The organism is Streptomyces turgidiscabies Car8 (assembly GCF_000331005.1).
GTDB lineage: Bacteria > Actinomycetota > Actinomycetes > Streptomycetales > Streptomycetaceae > Streptomyces > Streptomyces turgidiscabies.
In genome coordinates, this window is sequence record NZ_AEJB01000209.1 from 37,749 (window position 1) to 54,297 (window position 16,549).

Sequence of the window (16,549 nt, forward strand, 5' to 3'; positions counted from 1 at the left end):
AACCTTCTGCCGTGGACCTCTACTTCGATCCGGTGCCTCTGCTCAACGACGCACGCGGAGCGTTTCTGGGGCGGTGGTCGGAGTGGAAGTGGCTCAACGCACCCGGACCGTTCTACGGAGCCGAGACCGACAACTGCGGTACTGGCCGTATCCATGCCCCTGGGCTCGTGCTCTACGAGGCCGACTACTTCACCGAATACGTGTACCGGCAGCCCCGGACGCCGGAGGAGCTTCAGCAGCTGGTCGACGCAGCAGAAGCTGAGGCCTTCTCCGGCTACGGCTGTGACGGCGACACCCACTGGACACCGGAAGCGGTCCGGGAATGGTGGCACGACCGAGGGCGGATCAGAGAGTACCTGGCAAACCGGCGAGCCGACTGGGAGGCCGACGACGCGAAGGCAGGGCAAGGTGTGGCTGCCGCTGCCATGAAGTACGCGGCCTACCTCGACGGCGATCTGGCGGCGCATCTCCGTGTCTATCTCTTCTGGCTTGAGGAGCAACGCTCTCCCACAGCTGCGGACCGACTGCCGCAGCTCTGACGGCGGTGACCCATCAGGCACCGCGGAGTTGGACTTGACGGTGATGATCGGGACGCCCCGAGTGACCCTGGCCTTGACCGTGTAGCTGCCGGCGAACACCGACTGGGTGGTCACCGGGCCGTCGTCTCCGGCCTCGATGTCGATGGCGTCGGTGATCAGCCCGGAGCCGGTCAGAATCGCGAGGCGGCCGGCGACCTCCTTGCCCTCGGCGGATGAGGCGATCAGTACCGCGCCCACGCCACCGGACTGCGAGGTTCTCTCCACGAGTTGCTGGAGCGCCTCGGCCTTCGGTGCCACCAGGTAGCCCTTCAGACCCTCGTTGTCGACGATGTACACCCGCTGCGCGCCGTACCGCTTGACGGCATCGGCGACCTCCGCCCCTCGGCCCTCGGACCGATGAACACCGCCGACGCCTCGCCTATGCGCGCCGCGAGCGTGAGCATCTCGTACGTCGGCTTCTTGATCGCCACCCCCTCAGGAACGGCGACGTGGTCGACGACCACCAGGATCTCGGACATGGATGCACTCTCCGCAATCTATCGTCGGATGACTCGGACGGACTTGCCTAGACGAACTTGTGGGTGGCGAGGAAGTCAGCCAGGGCCTCGGCACCCGAGCCATCCTCGTCCTTGACGATCTCGCCGGCCTCACGCGGCGGACGCGCGGTCGTCTCCTCAACCACGGTCCACGCCGCGGAAAGTCCCACATCGCCGGCGTCGACCCCGATGTCGGACAGCGTCAGGATCTCCACCCGTTTCTTCTTGGCCGCCATGATCCCCTTGAACGACGGGTACCGCGCCTCACCGGACTGATCAGTCACCGACACCACCAGCGGCATTGCTCCATCGACCACTTCGGTCGCGACATCGCCGTCGCGCTGGATCCGCACCTCGACACCCTGCGTCTCGATTTTCGAGGCCAAGGTGAGCTGAGGCAGCGACGGGCCTTCCCCCGTGAAGGTGGGCACGCGGTTATTGATCACGCGGCGAGCGTGATTTTAGCGGTGTGGTGTCGGTGTTCGTATTCGTTGGGGCTGAGTTGGCCGTTGGCGGAGTGCCGGCGGCGGGTGTTGTAGCGGGTCAGCCAGGCGAAGACCGTCCTTCTGCAGGTGCCCGCATCGCCGTAGTCACCGGCGCCCTGGAGGGTTTCGCGTTTGAGGGACGCGTGGAAACTCTCGCAGGCCGTGTTGTCCGCGCTGGTGCCGACCGCGCCCATCGACCGTATGACCCCGAACTGGTCGCAGAGGCCGGCGAAGGCCCGGGAGCCGTACTGGGCTCCGTGGTCGGAGTGGAACACGGCGCCGTCCAGGCCGCCGCGGGTCGCGGCCGCCATCCGCAGTGCGTCGGCGACCAAACTCGTGCGCATGTGGCCGGCGATGGACCAGCCGACGACCTTGCGGCTGAAGCCGTCCAGCACGGTCGCGAGATAGAGGAACTCTCCGTTTTTCAGGGGGAGATAGGTGATGTCGCCCATGTATTTCCGCCCCGGCTCGATGGCGGTGAAGTCCCGCTGGAACAGGTCCGGGACCGGTGAGGTGGCCGGGTCCGGGACGGTGGTGCGCACGCGTCTGCGCAGGCGGATGCCAGTGATGGAGAACGTCCGCATGAGGCGGGCGATGCGCTTTTCGTTGACCAGCCGTCCCTTCTCGCGGAGCTCGGCCGTTATCCGCGGGGAGCCGTAGGCACCCCCGGACTCGCCGTGGACCGCGCGGATCTCCCCGGCCAGGATCCGGTCCTCGTGCTGCCGGGCGGCCCTCGCCTCGGCGCCGGCGAGCCACTTGTAGTAGCTGGACCGGTTCACGTCCAGGACCTGGCAGAGCCGCTTCACCTCGTAGGTGTCCCGGTGGTCGTCAACGAACTGGAAGCGGCTGATCACCAGTTCGTCTCTCCGGCGAAATACTTGGCCGCCTTGCGGAGGATGTCCCGCTCGGTGGCGAGCTTGCGCTCACTCGCCTCGAGTTCGGCCACTCGGGCCTCCAGCTGCCGGACCCGCTCGTCCGGATCAGCAGACGGTGCCGTCTCCCGGGGCTGGGAGCCCGTCTTCGCAGGCGTGGCGGTGATGCCACGGCGTTCGCGGTCCCGCAGCACCCACTCCCGCAGGGTCGCCCGGTTGACGCCCAGGTCAGCGGCGATGCTCTTGTAGGTCGCCCCGGGTGTGGACTCGTACAGGGCCACGGCATCGGCCTTGAACTCGTCCGAGTAGTCCTTCATCGCCATCGGCGGTCTTCTCGCTTCCTCCGGATCAAGCAGATCCAGTATCAGCGTGCCCACCACTCAGGGGGAGGCCAGACAGCCGCTGGGCCAGCATCGCCGGCACCACGCTCATCGAACCGTCAGTGGACGCCATGCCGCACATCACCAGGTCGTACGGCATGCCTCCGTCATCAGCGCCGCCACCCCATTGCACCGCCTTCGCCAGTACCAGCGACGTGGCGATCGCGTCGGAGCCCGCGACCGCGTCGTCCTGGACGTGCACGCCGTTGTCAGCACCCATCTGCAGCGCCTTGCGGACCGCGTCGACGGCCTGTTCGGGGCCCACGCACAACACAGTCACCTCGACGTCGTCGGGGCTTGTGGCCTTCTCCTTGAGCTGGAGCGCCTGCTCCACGGCGTACTCGTCGAGCTCGGACAGGAGTCCGTCCACGCCCACGCGGTCGACGGTCCTGTCGTGCTGGAAGTGCCGGTTCCCGGTGGCGTCAGGCACATACTTCACACAGACAGCGATCTTCATTGGGTCCTGCTTCCTGATGTTCATGGACTGCGCATAGGGCGCGCCGCCACGGCATGCGGGACGATGTCACGTGCAGTCACATGGGCGGCGCTGCGCGCCCTGGGGGTCCAGCTCCTGCCCTACACCTGTCAGATCTCGCGACCGGCCTGATGCCCCTGGACGATGGCGATCTCGATGTCCCGCGGCTGATAGCAGTCACCGATCGCCTGGACATTTGGGTGCTGCTTCGCCAGCTGTCGGTAGAGCGAGTCGTCGGCGATGCCGCCGGCGGCTACGACGACGGTGTCGATGCCCTCGATGCTGTCGGGCTCCCAGGTGACGACATTGAACGTGGTGATCGAGCCGTCTTCGATCTCGTGGATGGAGGTGTGGGTCCGCAGTTCGACTCGTGGGCTGTTCATGAGCACTTCGAGCAGATGGTGTCTCGCCGGTGACGGCATTTCGGGGGCCACGGTCTCCATCCCGGTCACGAACCTGACGTTGTGTCGCTTGGCGGCGAGGTGGTCGGCTGTGGTGGCCCCTTCTGCACGGCCGCCGACGTCGAACACGAGCACGTTCCTGCCGGCAACGGTGTCGTCCGCGAGAACTTCTCGTGCGGTGCGCACGTGCGGGAGGTCCGCGCCGAGCAGCTCCGGAACGAAGGGCGTGGACCCGGTGGCGACGAGGATGACATCGGGAGACTCGGCCAGGACGGTCTTCGCGTCAGCCTCTACACCGAGTCGAACATCCACCCCGAGCTTCGGCAGCTGGCGTTCGAACCAGAGGATGACCTCCTCGAAGTTGCCGCGCTTCGGTGTCATCATGACGAGGTTGACCTGGCCGCCCATGCGCTGGTCTCGTTCGAAGAGGACCACGTCGTGTCCCCGCATGGCAGCGGTGCGGGCGGCTTCCATGCCGGCCGGCCCGGCGCCGACGATGACGACCCGCTTCGGTTCGTCAGCAGGCTCCAGTTCTCCCCACGCCTGCTCCCGGCCGGTGACGGGGTTGTAGATGCATCCGACGCCAAGGCCCTTGTCGACATGGCCGACGCAGGACTGGGTGCAGGCGATACAGGTACGGATGTCGTCGGTGCGGCCTTCCCGCGCCTTGTTCGGGAAGTGTGGGTCGGCGATGAGGGTCTTCGCCATGCCGACGATGTCGAGTTTTCCGTCGGCGACGCACTGCTCAGCGAAGGCCGGCGAGTCCTGACGACCCGCCCCGATGATCGGCAGTTCGATGCCTGCGTCCTTCATGGCTTCGGACAGGTGGACGAAGGCCCCGGTCTCGAAGTAGTGGCTGGGCCAGTGCGCGCGACCGCTTCGGGGGATGGAGGTGATGGCCTGCCAGACGCTGATGTAGTCGACGAGTCGCTCCGCTTCGAGGATCTTCGCCAGCTCGACGTGCTCGGGCAGACTCATGCTGTAGTCCACACCGTCGTCGTAGAGTCGGACGCCGAGAATCCGGCCCTTGCCGATGCCTTGGCGCGTCACCTCGATCACTTCGTTGAGGAACGTCATCCGTTCACGCAGGTCATCGCCGCCGTACCTGTCGTCGCGGCGGTTGCCGTGCGGATGCAGGAAGTTCGCGAACAGGTAGTCCATGCCGATGGACAGCTCGATCCCGTCGAAGTCGCAGCGACGCATACGGTCCGCGGCGGCGCCGAACGACTCGACGATCCCTTCCACCTCGCCGGTCGACAGTTCGTGGGGCATGAACAGGGGCACCGAATAGTCGGGGGTGGGGACGGGCGAGGGGGCGACGATGTCACGGCGAAGGAATCCCGCGTGATCCATGAGGCGACGTCCACGGTGACCGAGCTGCGCGATGAGGGGGACGTCGAACTCGTGGCACCCGTGCGTCATTTTGCTGAACGCGTCCATGGTCGCGTCGCTGTAGGTGGCCAGCGAGAGTGACGCGTCGCCGTCGTAGACGGGAACCGTATGCCCGGTGACGATGGCACCGGCACCGCCCTTGGCTCGTTCGCGAACGTAGTAAGCGTAGGCATCGGTCGGGGTGCCGTCCCCCAGTTGGAAGTGTGCGGCGTGACCGGTGTTCATGATCCGGTTTTTCAGGGTGTATGGACCTACCTGAATCGGGTTGAACAGGTTCGGGAAGTCCGTCATGTCTGAGTCCTGGGTCTTGTACGCGGGTCAGGTTACGAGTGCGCGCGATGGGGGCGCACTCGGTCCCTCGAGGTGTCCTGCGGCCCGGATTCGGGTGCCCGGGTCGTCGTCAGTGGGTCGGTTGCGCTGCTGGACGGCTAACCAAGACTGGCCGCTCCCACGCGGGGCGTGAGGTTGAGTTCGTCGTCGCTCGGGGCGTACTGCCGTGCCTTCTCGGCCGGCAGTCTCGTCCTGATCGCCAGGTAGTAGACCGCGAGACTGAAAGCAACCACGACTGCGGTGTCCCAGAAGGGGAACGACAGGTAACCCAGGCCGCTGGGGTGGGAGGCTTGGCCGAAGGTGCCCATGTAGCTGATGGCCGCTGTCCCCAGGATCCAGACCCAAACCCACCAAGAGGAGCGGAAGTCGAGGTCGGGCCGCTCCTCGGCCTGCTGGAAGGCACGATTGATGAAGAACACCGCGTAGCCGATGGCGATGGCGACGAAGACCTTCCAGTCCGTTTCCCAACCGGTCCAGTACACGAGCAGGTTGGCTGCGGCGAAGCCCAGAGGCGCCCAGAGACCAGCCGGTCTGAGGCGGAACGGACGGGCCGCGTCGGGGAACGAGCGCCGGAGCGACCCGAGCGCGATGGGAACGCCTGCCCACAGCATGGCCGTCGCGGAAGTGAGGAATCCGAGGAGGGACTGCCAGCTCGGGAACGGCAGCAGACACAGCAGGCCGACCACGAAACTGATGATCACGCCGATGACGGGGACGCCGCGCTTGTCGACGCGGGTGACCACTTCGGGAATGTACCCGTTCCGCCCCATCCCGTAGGTGACTCGCGCGGTCGAGGTGACCTAGGCGATTCCGTTGCCGGACGGGGAAACGACGGAGTCGATGTAGACGATCGCGGCAATCAGGCCCAGGCCAAGAGACGTGGCCAGAGCCGCGAACGGGCCCGTGGTGACGTCGACGCTGGTTGCTTCCCAGCCGTGCGCCAGTTTCGCGGGCGAAAACGCGCCGATGTACGCGACCTGGAGGCCGATATAGAGGATCGAGCAGACGACAAGGGAACCGAGGAGCGCGAACGGGATGTTCCGGCCGGGGTTCTTGGTCTCGGCGCCGAGCTGAACGGCCTGCTCGAAGCCGGTGTAGGCGAAGACGATGCCGCCGATGGCGACAGCGGCCAGCACGCCGTGGAAGCCATAAGGCGCGAATCCGTGAGAGTGGAAGTTCGACGGTTGGAAGCGGGCGAACAGGATAGCCACGATGACCAGCACGATGGTGCCGACCTTCCACCAGGTGATCGCGTTGTGCACTCGACCCAGGGCCTTGATCGCGAACAGGTTGAGCACGACGAAGATCGCCAACAGTGATATGGCGACGACATAGCCGAGCGAGGTAAGGGTCCCGTCGCCGTCGAACAGGTTCAGGTGCGTGTAACCCTCGGCATAGCTGAGGACTCCCTGAACCTCGATGGGGGCGGTCGCCGCTCCGTAGATCCAGGCCATCCAGCCGATACCGAATCCGGCGAGGGTACCGTGGGAGTAGTGGACGAACCGGGCCGAGCCTCCGGCCACGGAGAACATCGCGCCCAGCTCAGCATGGTTGAAGGCGATGAGGACGAGAATCGCGATCGCGACGAACCAGGCGATCAGCGCCGCGGGGCCGGCGATCGCGGCAGCGTTCATCGCACTGAACAGCCACCCCGTTCCGATGATCGAGTTGATCGTGATCTGAAGGATGTTCATGCGGGACAGTTGGCGCTTGAGGCCATGGTCGGCTACATCGGTACTCGCACTCACGCTGTCTCCTGGTCGCTCGTGGTGAGGTGGGGCTGAGTTGGCTCGCGATTTCGGTACACGACGTGACGGGCAAGCGGTCGCGCACTGTGGGCACAGGACGGTTCGACGCGGTTCTTCACGCGCTTCGCGGACATCCAGTCCCCGGGCCCTCGATCAGCGTGCGGCCAAGTGACGCACGTCCCGCTCTCCAGGTAAAGCGGGGAAATATGGATGGAACCATGAAGAAATACTTCTTGATCTGCCCGAGGCCCCACACCTGGAATCTGTTGACCGACGTTCGGCGTGACCATGTGGGCGCCGTTCGCGGTCTTCGTGTTGTGGGGTTGAAAGAGCCCCGCCAGGTGTTCCTGTGCGGGGCTTTCGTGATCACTCCGGCGCCAGGGTCAGCGCGTTGACCTCGTGGTCAGGGTCGTGCCGAGTCGGTGGTCGTTGTGCTGTCACCTCGGACACGGGGGTGCGGGCGCCGCTCTCGTCGACGAAGGCCTTGCCCTCGGACAGCGCGGCGAGCAACGCCTGCCTCGCGAAGGTCCACCGCTTCCACGGCGAGGTCATCGGACACCGGACCATGCTGGATCACACGGCTCCCCGGCCGTTGCCGCGGATGCGCGATATCCGCCAACTCCTCCGCACGACTGGACACACCATCCATCCCACCGACCAGCAACTCACCACCCTGGAGCACCTCTACGACCGTGCGAGCACGGAGGCATCACGGTCTCACCGAAGATCAGGACAGCGAGTTGATGACCTGCGGGCCCTAACGGTCGCCAATGCTGGGCCTGCTGTGTCGGTAGGCCTCTCGGAGCGCCCCGCGCACGGCGACGAGCGCGGGATTGCGGTGTGAGCCGGCCCGGCAGGTCGTGACGATCTGCCGTACGTGCGAGGCCGCCATCTGGCGCAGATGGAATCTTGGTTCGCGGTCGAACCATGTGAGGTCCGGCAGGAACGCCACCGCGTGGCCGCTCGCGACGAGTTGCGCTTGCACCAGTACGTCGGGGGTTTCGTGGGCCACTCTCGGTTCGAAGCCGGCTTGGCGGCAGGTGGCCATGGCCCAGTCGCGCCCTGGACTGCCTTCCGGTTCCAGAACCCAGGGACAGCGGGCAAGATCGACAAGAGCTACCTCGCCCGGTTGGCGTCCCTCGGGCGGTCGCATGAACGCGACGCGGATGGGATCTTCGGCAACCACATCGGAGTTCATCTCGCTCGAGCGGCTGGTCGGATAGTCGACGTAGTTTTCACCGCAGACCAGATCGAATTCGCGCGCCAGTAGACCGGGCAGGGCGACTTCGGGCTCGGCCTGGGTGAGCTGAACCTGTAGTCCGGGGTGGCCCTCCGCCAACGAGGTCAGCATCGCGGGCACGAGCGCAAGCGCGGCGGTCTGGATCGTGGCGAGTCTGATCGTGCCAAGGACGGTGTCCAGCGACGCAAGGATGTCTGTTTCAGCACGTTCCAGCTGTTCCAGCACGGCGGCTGTGTGAGCGACGAGGATGTGCGCCTGCTCGGTGAGCCTGATGCGTCGGCCGTCCGGCTCGAAAAGCCTCGTTCCGATCTCCTCCTCGAGCACGGCGAGCTGTTGGGAGACGGCTGACGGGCTGTAGGCCAGCGCGGCGGCCACCGAGGTGACGGTGCCACGTTGCGCCAGCTCTCGAAGCAACCGCATGCGGTGGAGATCGAACTTCACGCCCGGAACCTACCATGAAGAAATTCTGAAAGATATCGGTCAAGTTTCCGCGCTATTCATGAACCAATTGTCGCGGCATCCTGTGTTGCACCGGCGGTCATGTGCCGCACCGGCTCGCTGGCCACCTCGGTGTTGCCACGGAGTGCACGTCCGACCGCGGAGTCAGGAGCGTCGATGAAATCTCATGACAGCGGCGTGCGGACCACAGGGTTACCCGGCATCGGCTCGAGGCTGAAACGCGAAGTCAGCAGTGGGCAGATGTCCTGATCACTCTGGCCGTGTTCATCGGCTGCCAGCCGCGGTCTCGCGGTGATCTCGTACTGCGGGCGGTCGGAGCCGCCGGAGACAGTGCTGCTCGGGCTCGGCCGTATCTATGCGGTGGGGACATCGCCCTGGCCGCGGACCGGAGCCTCGCGAACTTCGACCGGGCGTTGGCTGTCCGCCCACGAGCAGCGCTCGTCGAACAGGATTCCAAGAGAGGAGCAGCTTCATGAATTCCCGGGTGGCCGCCGTCACGGGCGGCTCGAGCGGACTCGGAAAGGCCTCGGCACGACGCCTGGCCGCCCACGGAAATGACATCGCGACGAAGTCCAGGGAGTGCGGCGACGGTGTACGCGCGACGGTCGGCAAATCACCCTGGATCCAGGCTCGTTCGGACGGGAGTGGGCTGTGCCGCTGGTGGATGTGACCTGGTACGAGGGGCGCTCGCACGAGCAGAAGGAGCAGCTCGCACGCGCGATCTGCGAGGCCTTCGTGGAGATCGGCAACGCGCGTCCGGACACGGTCCACGTGATCTTTCGCGACGTGGACCCCACTCAGTGGTTCAAGTCGGCAGAACTGTTGGAGGAAGAGCGATGACCATGCGGATCCGCAAGATCCTGAGCGTCCGGGAAGAGACCCGGTCCGAGGGCGGCCAGGAAGCGGACCGGCCTCTCGTCAAGGCGGCCGCGATCGCCGTGCTGAGCAACCCCTATGCCGGACGGCCCTACTCCGACGACCTCGCGGCGATCACCGACGACAACTACGAGCTCGGCCGCTTGTTGGCCTCCACCGCTGCCGAGACCCTCGGACTCGAGGTCGAGGGCTACGGCAAGGCGTCCCTCGTGGGCGTCGGCGGAGAGATCGAGCACGGCGTCGCTCACAAGATCGGCGAGTTCGGCAAGGGCGTCCGCGACGCGGTGGGCGGCGAGGCGTGGATCTCCTCGGTCAGCAAGCGCTGCGGCCCCGGGGTACAGATCGACGTCCCCCTCGCCTACAAGGACGAGATCTGGGTCCGCTCGCACTACGACGCCTTCACCCTGTTCGTTCCCGACGCACCGCTCGCCGACGAGGTGGCCGTCATCGTGGCCGTCTCCTCCCGCGGCCGGCTCAACGACCGCGTCGGCGGCATGACGGTCGAGGATGCGAAGAGCCGGGAGGCGTCGTGAGCACCCTCGACATCATCAATCTCGCCGGCGCCGTCAGCGGGCGGCTCGGTGACCCGCTCATGGCGATCGAGTCGGTCCGCTGCGTCGACGGACAGATCGCGGCGCTCGGCGCCGACGGTGCAGCCGACGACGCCGACGTCACCCTCGACGCCAACGGAGCGATCCTCGCCCCGGGCCTCATCGACACCCACGTGCATGTCACCTTCGGCGACTGGACTCCCCGGCAGCAGACCGTCGGCTGGATCGAGAGCTACATGCACGGCGGCACGACACTGATGATGTCGGCCTCCGAGATCCACGTCCCCGGGCGTCCCAGCGACCGCGCCGGCCTCAAGGGCCTCGCGATCGCGGCGCAGCGATCCTGGGAGAACATCCGTCCGGGCGGCGTCAAGGTGCTCGGGGGGTCGGTCATCATCAGCCCCTCCCTGCGGGAAGAGGACTTCGCGGAGCTGGCCGCCGAGCGCGTCGGCCTGGCGAAGGTGGGATTCGGTGCCTTCGAGAGCCAGTCGGACGCGGCCCCGCTGGTACGCGCAGCCCAGGCCGCGGGGTTCATCGTCATGAACCACACAGGCGGCGCGTCCGTTCCCGGGTCCGCGGCCGTCTCGCTCGACGACGTCATCGCGCTCGGCTGCGACATCGTCGGCCACGCGAACGGCGGCACGACCTCCCTTCCCGACGAGCACCTCAAGGCCGTCTTCGAGGCTCCCGGAGCTCTCCAGCTGGTGCAGGCCGGCAACCTGCGCTCCAGCCTGCTGATGCTCGAGATCGCCAAGGAGCGCGACGAGCTCGGCCGCATCCTGATCGCCACCGACTCGCCCACCGGCACCGGCGTGATGCCGCTCGGCATGATCAAGACGGTCGCCGAGTTCTCCTCCCTCGGTGGCCTCAGCGCCACGGACGCCCTCGCGCTCGCCACCGGGAACGGCGGCCGGGTGCTTCGCCGCCGCGAGGGCATCATCGAGATCGGTCGCCCCGCCGACTTCGTGCTCATGCAGCCTCCCAGCGGAGGCGTCGCCACCGACGCGCTCTCCGCCATCGAACGCGGGGACATCCCCGGCATCGGCGGTGTCGTCATCGACGGCGAGGTGCGCGCTCTGCGTTCTCGCAACAGCCCCGCCCCCGCCCGGCTCGCGACCCAACGGTCCTGACTCTTCCCGATGCGTAAAGGACACGCCGTGGACCTGAAGACACTTCGTACGACCGACCAGCGGTGGGAGATCGCCCTACTGAGCGGCCCCAACACCACCAGCCAACTCCAGCCTGCCGACGCGTTCGAGCGTGAGCTGCACATGTGGGGCGACAGCCTCGGGATCGCGGTTCAGCACTTCCAGTCCAACCACGAGGGCAAGCTGCTGGAGTACGTCCACGCGAACGCCGGCCACGTCAACGGGTTCCTCGTGAACCCCGGCGGCCTGGTGCGCGTAGGCGAGTCCCTGCGGCACGTCCTCAAGGACGCCAAGAAACCCGCCATCGAGGTGCACCTGAGCCAGGAGGAGCTCCGAGGCGAATCGATCTTCGCCCCCAGCGTCACCGGGATTTTCGCCGGGCCCGGCCGACACGCGGTACTGGGAGCCCTGGTGGCCCTTTCCCTCGCGCTCGACGACCTCGACTTCCTCAACCCCGAGGGAACGAGCGAGATCAACCGCTCGCACGGCAACCCACGTTCCCTCTACGGCTGACCCGGAGGCTTCAGATGACCAACGCAGACACCGCAGGCAGTGCGGGCACCACGGGCACCCAGGACGGCAGGCGCCTCCGTTTCGCACTGCTCAACGGCCTGAACATGACCAATCTCGGCCGGCGCGACCAGAACATCTACGGGAGCATCGCCTCGCTCCAGGCGCTCGAGGACCTGGTCGCCGAAGTCGGCGACGCCGTCGGTGTCGACGTGACCGCCTTCCACTCCAACCACGAAGGCGACCTCGTCGACTTCCTCGAGGCCAACCCGCACATGGACGGCTACGTCATCAACCCCGGCGGGCTCTGGGCATTCGGCGACCCCACTCGCATCGCCCTCGAGGAGACCGGCAGGCCGTTCGTCGAGGTGCACTTCGCCAACATCTTCGCGACCGGACACCTCTCCACGTTCACCCAGTCCTGCGACGCCACCGTCATGGGTCTGCGCCACCACGGCTACATAGGAGCGGTCGTCGCGCTGGCCGCTTCGGTCCGCGCGCCCGCCAGTAACTGACCACGGTTGCGCAATCCGCACCAACGGGATCGACATGCCGAACACCCCACGCCGAGACGCTCATCGTCCCGACACGGCAACCATGACGAGGAGGACGGAGATGTCCGAACCCGACGTCGGCAGCTACAGGCGGCCCGGCAACCTTGCCGAACTCCTGACCCTGCTGGACCGCCGACCGGCGTCGGTGCTCGCCGGCGGCACCGACCTCGTCGTGATGCGCGCCGACGGAACGATCGACCCCGCACACGACATCGTCGACATCAAGGGCGTCCCCGACCTGCGAGGAATCACTCTCGACGCGGACGGCACGCTCACCATCGGCGCCGCCACCTCCTTGCGGGAGCTGGCCAGGACCACCGTCATCCCGCCCAACGCGATCACCGACGGAGCGGCACTTGTCGGCGGCTGGCAGACCCGCGCACGCGGAACGATCGGGGGCAACATCTGCCGGGCCTCACCAGCAGGCGACACCCTCCCCGGGGTTCTGGCCGCAGACGCTCAGCTGGAGCTCGCCTCCACCACCGGGACACGACTGGTACCAGGACACGAATTCTTCACCGGGCCGGGCCGGACGGTCCGCAAACCCGACGAGCTGCTCACCCGGATCATCGTTCCCGCGTCCCGAGGTGCCTCCGCGTATCTGCGCTTCACCTACCGTCTCGCGATGGACCTGGCCGTCGTCGGCGTGGCAGCCCATCTGGAGATCGAGAACGGACGCTGCGTAGCCGCCCGCGTGGCGCTCGGCGCGGCCGCGGCCACTCCTGTGGTGGCTCCCGACGCCGCCGACGCGCTCATCGGGACACGGCTGGACGCATCCTCCATCGAGGCCGCCGCCAAGCTGGTGCTCAACACCGCCACCCCCATCGACGACGGCCGAGGCTCACGTGCCCACCGGCGCACCGTGCTACCAGTGCTCGCCAGACGCGTGATCGGCATCGCGTTCGAGCGTGCGCGAGAAGGACACCGAGGATGACTACACGCATGACCCTGCGGGTCAACGGCTCGGACCAAGACATCGAGGTCGCGCCCGACACGCTGCTCCTGGACGCCCTTCGCTACGACTGCGGTCTCACCGGCGCGAAACTCGGATGCGGCACCGGCGACTGCGGTGCCTGCACCGTCACCATGGACGGCGAAGCCGTCAACAGCTGCCTCGTGTACGCGCTGGAATGCGAGGGGCACTCGGTGGAGACGGTCGAAGGCGTCACCGCGAGCGGGATCGGCGCGGTCGTCGCCGAGGAGTTCGTGAAGGCCGACGCCGTCCAGTGCGGCTTCTGCAGTCCTGGAATCGTCATGTCGACCTGCGCGCTGCTCGCCAGGACCGAACCAGGAGCGGCCACCGACGAGGACATCAAGGAAGCACTCGCCGGCAACCTGTGCCGCTGCACCGGCTACCTGCCGATCCTCGAAGCCGTCCGACGAGCGAGTGGGGCACCGCGATGAGCACAGAAGAGTACGGTCCCCACACGAACATCGGCACCCAGCTCGTCCGCCGCGACGCGGCCGAGCGCCTCACCGGCCACGCCGCCTACACCGAGGACATCCGCCTCCCTGGGATGCTCTACGGCGTCCTCGTGCAGTCGCCCGTCGCGGCCGGTCGGCTCCTCGGCATCAACGTCACCCGGGCAGTGGCACTCGACGGCGTCGTCAAGGTGCTGACGGCCGAGGACGTGACGGGCCGCCGCTACGGGAACTACGTCAAGGACCAGCCCATCTTCGCCCGTGACCGGGTCAGGTTCGTCGGCGAACCCGTCGCGATGGTCGCGGCCACGTCCCTGGCCATCGCCCGTCGGGCGGCAGGCGTGGTCGAGGTCGACATCGAGGTGACCGCACCCGTGGTCGACCTCCGCGAGGCACTGACGAGCGCCGAGGTGCTCGTGCACGACCGGGACACGAACGTCATCGAGGACGTCCACATCTCGCGAGGTGACGTCGAGGCCGTCTTCGCCACGGCACACGCCGTGGTGCACACCGAGATCGAGTCGCACCGGGCACACCAGGCCTACCTCGAACCACGAGCGGTGACCGCCGCGCCCGCCCCCGGCGGGTTCTCGCTGATCATGAGCACCCAACAACCGTTCGGCGTACGCGCCCAGCTCGCTGAGCTGTTCGACATCCCCACCGGCGCCATCGAGGTGCGGGTGCCCGCCGTCGGCGGCGGCTTCGGCGGCAAGCTGCACCTTCTGTTCGCACCCCAGGCGGCCGCGATGACCCTGGCCACCGGTCGTCCCGTCCAGATCGTCTGCTCCCGCGCGGAGGACATGGCGACCGGCAACCCGCGCGAGAACTCGATCGTGCGGATGTCCAGCGCGGTCGACGAGTCGGGCCGCATCCTGGCCCGCAGGTGCGACGTCGTGCTCGACGCCGGCGCGTACGCGATGGACACCCCCGTCCTGACCTCGATGGCCGCGTTCTACGCGACCGGCCCCTACCGCATCGACGCCCTCGACATCCGAGGCCGTGCCGTCTACACCAACACCTGCCCGACCGGCTCGTTCCGCGGCCCGTCGGGCCCCCAGATGGTCTACGCCGTCGAGGCCCAGATCGAGGACATCGCCGAACGGCTCGAGATGGACCCCGCAGAGGTCCGACGACGCAACTTCATCGGCGAAGGTGACCGCGGTCCCACGGGCGAGCTCATCACCCTCCGCGGGACGACCGACGAGTGCATGCGGGTCGTCGAGAGCCGCCTCCAGCGATGGCGGCAGGCCGACGTCGCCCCGGGTGACCACCGGCGACGGGGCTACGGGCTCGCCTGCGCCTGGTGGTCCACCCTTGGCACGCCGTCGGCCGCGACCGTCGAACTGCACGAGGACGGCACCGCGACGCTCTCCTCGGGCGGAACCGAGATCGGGACCGGCGCCATCTCGACCGCATTGCCGAGCATGGTCGCCGAAGAGCTCGGACTGCGGCCCGATCGCGTCGTCCTGAAGTCCGGCAGCACCCGGGACTCCCCCTACGACTCAGGCTCCCGCGGCAGCCGCACCATGTTCGCCACCGGCAACGCCACGGTCCTCGCCGCTCGCGCCGTCGCCGAGCAGATCAGGAACGAAGCGTCACGACTGCTCGAGGTCGACCCGGACGACCTGGTGCTCCGCGAAGGACGCGTCGAGGTCAAGGGCGCACCGGAGACGGGCATGACCATCGGCGAAGCGTCCGCATCCGCTCACACGCGTTCCGGCCCGGTGGTCGCGACCGGTCGATACCGAGCGGAGCTCGCGCCCGTCGAAGGCTCCGACCTTCAGGGCGCACGCTTCCTCAGACTGGGTGAGCCCACCTTCCACTGTCACGGCGTGGAGATCGCCCTGGACGAGGAGACCGGACGCGTCGACGTCCTCAACTTCGTCGCCGTCCACGATGTCGGCAGGGTCGTCAACCCCGTCGGCGCACGCGGACAGGTCGAGGGAGGCGTGGTGCAGGGCATCGGCTACGCCCTGACGGAGAACCTCAGGACGAACGACGCGGGAGTCATCGTCAACGGCAACTTCCACGACTATCGGCTTCCGACCATCGCCGACGTACCGCCGGACATCGAGACCGTCTTCATCGAGACGAACCACTCGCGCACCGGACCGTTCGGAGCGAAGGGCCTGGGCGAGCCCCCGGTGATCCTCCCGGCGGCGGCCGTCGGCTCGGCTCTCCGTGACCTCCTGGGAGTACAGCCGTACCACCTGCCCCTGGACGCGGACCGGGTCGTTCTCACGATGGCCGAGCGGGACTCCCGTCCGGCGCCGGGGTCGCCGCCGACAGCGCGCCCGCCGGCACCGGAGGTTGGGGGATGAAGTGGTTCCAGAGCCTGGTGCGCTTCCTCAGCGACGCCTTCGACGGCGTCACCAAGGCATGGAGCACGAACGACGAGCCCTCGTCGAAGCCGCCGTCGCCGCCGGTCACGCCCCCCTGGTGAGGCACCTGACCCTCCGCCGAAGGAACTCGCCGGTCGGCTCCGACCACAAGTGCCGGGCCAAAGCGTCCTGACGCAGCACCACCCTGTCGGCGATGTGGTCGTGCGATCACCCGTATCGGCCTGTCCCTGGTCACGTGGCGGCCACGCGCAACTCTCCCTGTAGAGAGGACCGTTTGACACTCACCCCC

The 16,549-nt window shown here is 67.4% G+C and carries 16 protein-coding genes and 3 pseudogenes; 10 read left to right on the top strand and 9 right to left on the bottom strand.

Annotation, left to right across the window (positions count from 1 at the left end; genetic code table 11):
* Positions 1-11 precede the first annotated feature (11 nt).
* Entirely contained in the window at positions 12-539 is a 528-nt protein-coding gene (locus STRTUCAR8_RS53330) for a ferredoxin (RefSeq protein WP_044472173.1), read from the top strand.
* 72 nt (positions 540-611) lie between these two features.
* Here the strand turns inward: STRTUCAR8_RS53330 and STRTUCAR8_RS55630 are convergent.
* The 9 genes and pseudogenes from STRTUCAR8_RS55630 to STRTUCAR8_RS13970 all read right to left on the bottom strand — a co-directional run.
* Positions 612-875: pseudogene (locus tag STRTUCAR8_RS55630) on the bottom strand (electron transfer flavoprotein subunit alpha/FixB family protein); the annotation flags it as partial.
* Positions 848-1,057 (bottom strand): hypothetical protein, encoded by a 210-nt coding sequence (locus STRTUCAR8_RS53340; RefSeq protein WP_006376390.1) that lies wholly within the window; start codon positions 1,055-1,057, stop codon positions 848-850. The gene STRTUCAR8_RS53340 and the pseudogene STRTUCAR8_RS55630, both read right to left, overlap by 28 nt.
* Before the next feature lie 47 nt (positions 1,058-1,104).
* A complete protein-coding gene (locus STRTUCAR8_RS13935) occupies positions 1,105-1,521 on the bottom strand; it encodes an electron transfer flavoprotein subunit beta/FixA family protein (protein WP_006376379.1) in 417 nt (138 codons plus the stop codon).
* Positions 1,518-2,755, bottom strand: a protein-coding gene (locus STRTUCAR8_RS13940) for an IS3 family transposase (protein ID WP_234372747.1) whose coding sequence is annotated in 2 segments (ribosomal slippage) — positions 1,518-2,429 and positions 2,432-2,755 — 1,236 coding nt in all. Because the reading frame shifts where the segments join, the coding sequence is not laid out codon by codon here. Before STRTUCAR8_RS13940 ends, STRTUCAR8_RS13935 begins: the two co-directional genes overlap by 4 nt.
* Before the next feature lie 61 nt (positions 2,756-2,816).
* Positions 2,817-3,269, bottom strand: a pseudogene (locus STRTUCAR8_RS13950) (electron transfer flavoprotein subunit beta/FixA family protein); the annotation flags it as partial.
* A 128-nt stretch (positions 3,270-3,397) separates the two neighbouring features.
* Positions 3,398-5,371 carry an oxidoreductase gene (locus STRTUCAR8_RS13955; protein ID WP_006376363.1) on the bottom strand — a complete coding sequence of 658 codons (1,974 nt, stop codon included), beginning with the start codon at positions 5,369-5,371 and terminating at the stop codon, positions 3,398-3,400.
* Positions 5,372-5,508: 137 nt separating this feature from the next.
* Positions 5,509-7,104, bottom strand: a pseudogene (locus STRTUCAR8_RS54145) (APC family permease).
* 420 nt (positions 7,105-7,524) lie between these two features.
* Positions 7,525-7,710 (bottom strand): hypothetical protein, encoded by a 186-nt coding sequence (locus STRTUCAR8_RS52505; protein ID WP_044472167.1) that lies wholly within the window; start codon positions 7,708-7,710, stop codon positions 7,525-7,527.
* A gap of 205 nt (positions 7,711-7,915) precedes the next feature.
* On the bottom strand, positions 7,916-8,839 hold the full coding sequence (locus tag STRTUCAR8_RS13970) for a LysR family transcriptional regulator (RefSeq protein WP_006376369.1): 924 nt from the start codon (positions 8,837-8,839) through the stop codon (positions 7,916-7,918).
* Positions 8,840-9,436: 597 nt separating this feature from the next.
* Between STRTUCAR8_RS13970 and STRTUCAR8_RS13975 the strand changes: the two genes are divergently transcribed.
* The 9 genes from STRTUCAR8_RS13975 (at position 9,437) to STRTUCAR8_RS55100 (ending at position 16,361) form a co-directional block, all read left to right on the top strand.
* Positions 9,437-9,697, top strand: a complete 261-nt coding sequence (locus tag STRTUCAR8_RS13975) for a tautomerase family protein (protein WP_267889081.1) — start codon at positions 9,437-9,439, stop codon at positions 9,695-9,697.
* Positions 9,694-10,266, top strand: coding sequence for an amino acid synthesis family protein (locus STRTUCAR8_RS13980; protein WP_006376382.1), 573 nt, complete (start codon positions 9,694-9,696; stop codon positions 10,264-10,266). The genes STRTUCAR8_RS13975 and STRTUCAR8_RS13980 overlap by 4 nt, the downstream gene beginning before the upstream one ends.
* Complete coding sequence (locus tag STRTUCAR8_RS13985) at positions 10,263-11,414, top strand: amidohydrolase family protein (protein WP_006376386.1); 1,152 nt, start codon at positions 10,263-10,265, stop codon at positions 11,412-11,414. The genes STRTUCAR8_RS13980 and STRTUCAR8_RS13985 overlap by 4 nt, the downstream gene beginning before the upstream one ends.
* A gap of 27 nt (positions 11,415-11,441) precedes the next feature.
* Positions 11,442-11,945, top strand: coding sequence for a type II 3-dehydroquinate dehydratase (locus STRTUCAR8_RS48260; protein WP_006376345.1), 504 nt, complete (start codon positions 11,442-11,444; stop codon positions 11,943-11,945).
* Between the two features lie 14 nt (positions 11,946-11,959).
* Entirely contained in the window at positions 11,960-12,457 is a 498-nt protein-coding gene (locus tag STRTUCAR8_RS13995) for a type II 3-dehydroquinate dehydratase (RefSeq protein WP_006376366.1), read from the top strand.
* A gap of 100 nt (positions 12,458-12,557) precedes the next feature.
* Positions 12,558-13,430, top strand: coding sequence for an FAD binding domain-containing protein (locus tag STRTUCAR8_RS14000; protein WP_006376380.1), 873 nt, complete (start codon positions 12,558-12,560; stop codon positions 13,428-13,430).
* The gene (locus STRTUCAR8_RS14005; RefSeq protein ID WP_006376362.1) at positions 13,427-13,900 is read left to right on the top strand and encodes a (2Fe-2S)-binding protein; all 474 of its coding nucleotides are present in this window, start codon (positions 13,427-13,429) and stop codon (positions 13,898-13,900) included. Before STRTUCAR8_RS14000 ends, STRTUCAR8_RS14005 begins: the two co-directional genes overlap by 4 nt.
* Positions 13,897-16,239: a xanthine dehydrogenase family protein molybdopterin-binding subunit gene (locus STRTUCAR8_RS14010; RefSeq protein ID WP_006376357.1), complete on the top strand. Its 2,343-nt coding sequence runs from the start codon at positions 13,897-13,899 to the stop codon at positions 16,237-16,239. The genes STRTUCAR8_RS14005 and STRTUCAR8_RS14010 overlap by 4 nt, the downstream gene beginning before the upstream one ends.
* Positions 16,236-16,361 carry a hypothetical protein gene (locus STRTUCAR8_RS55100; RefSeq protein ID WP_006376387.1) on the top strand — a complete coding sequence of 42 codons (126 nt, stop codon included), beginning with the start codon at positions 16,236-16,238 and terminating at the stop codon, positions 16,359-16,361. The genes STRTUCAR8_RS14010 and STRTUCAR8_RS55100 overlap by 4 nt, the downstream gene beginning before the upstream one ends.
* The last annotated feature ends 188 nt before the right edge of the window (positions 16,362-16,549 follow it).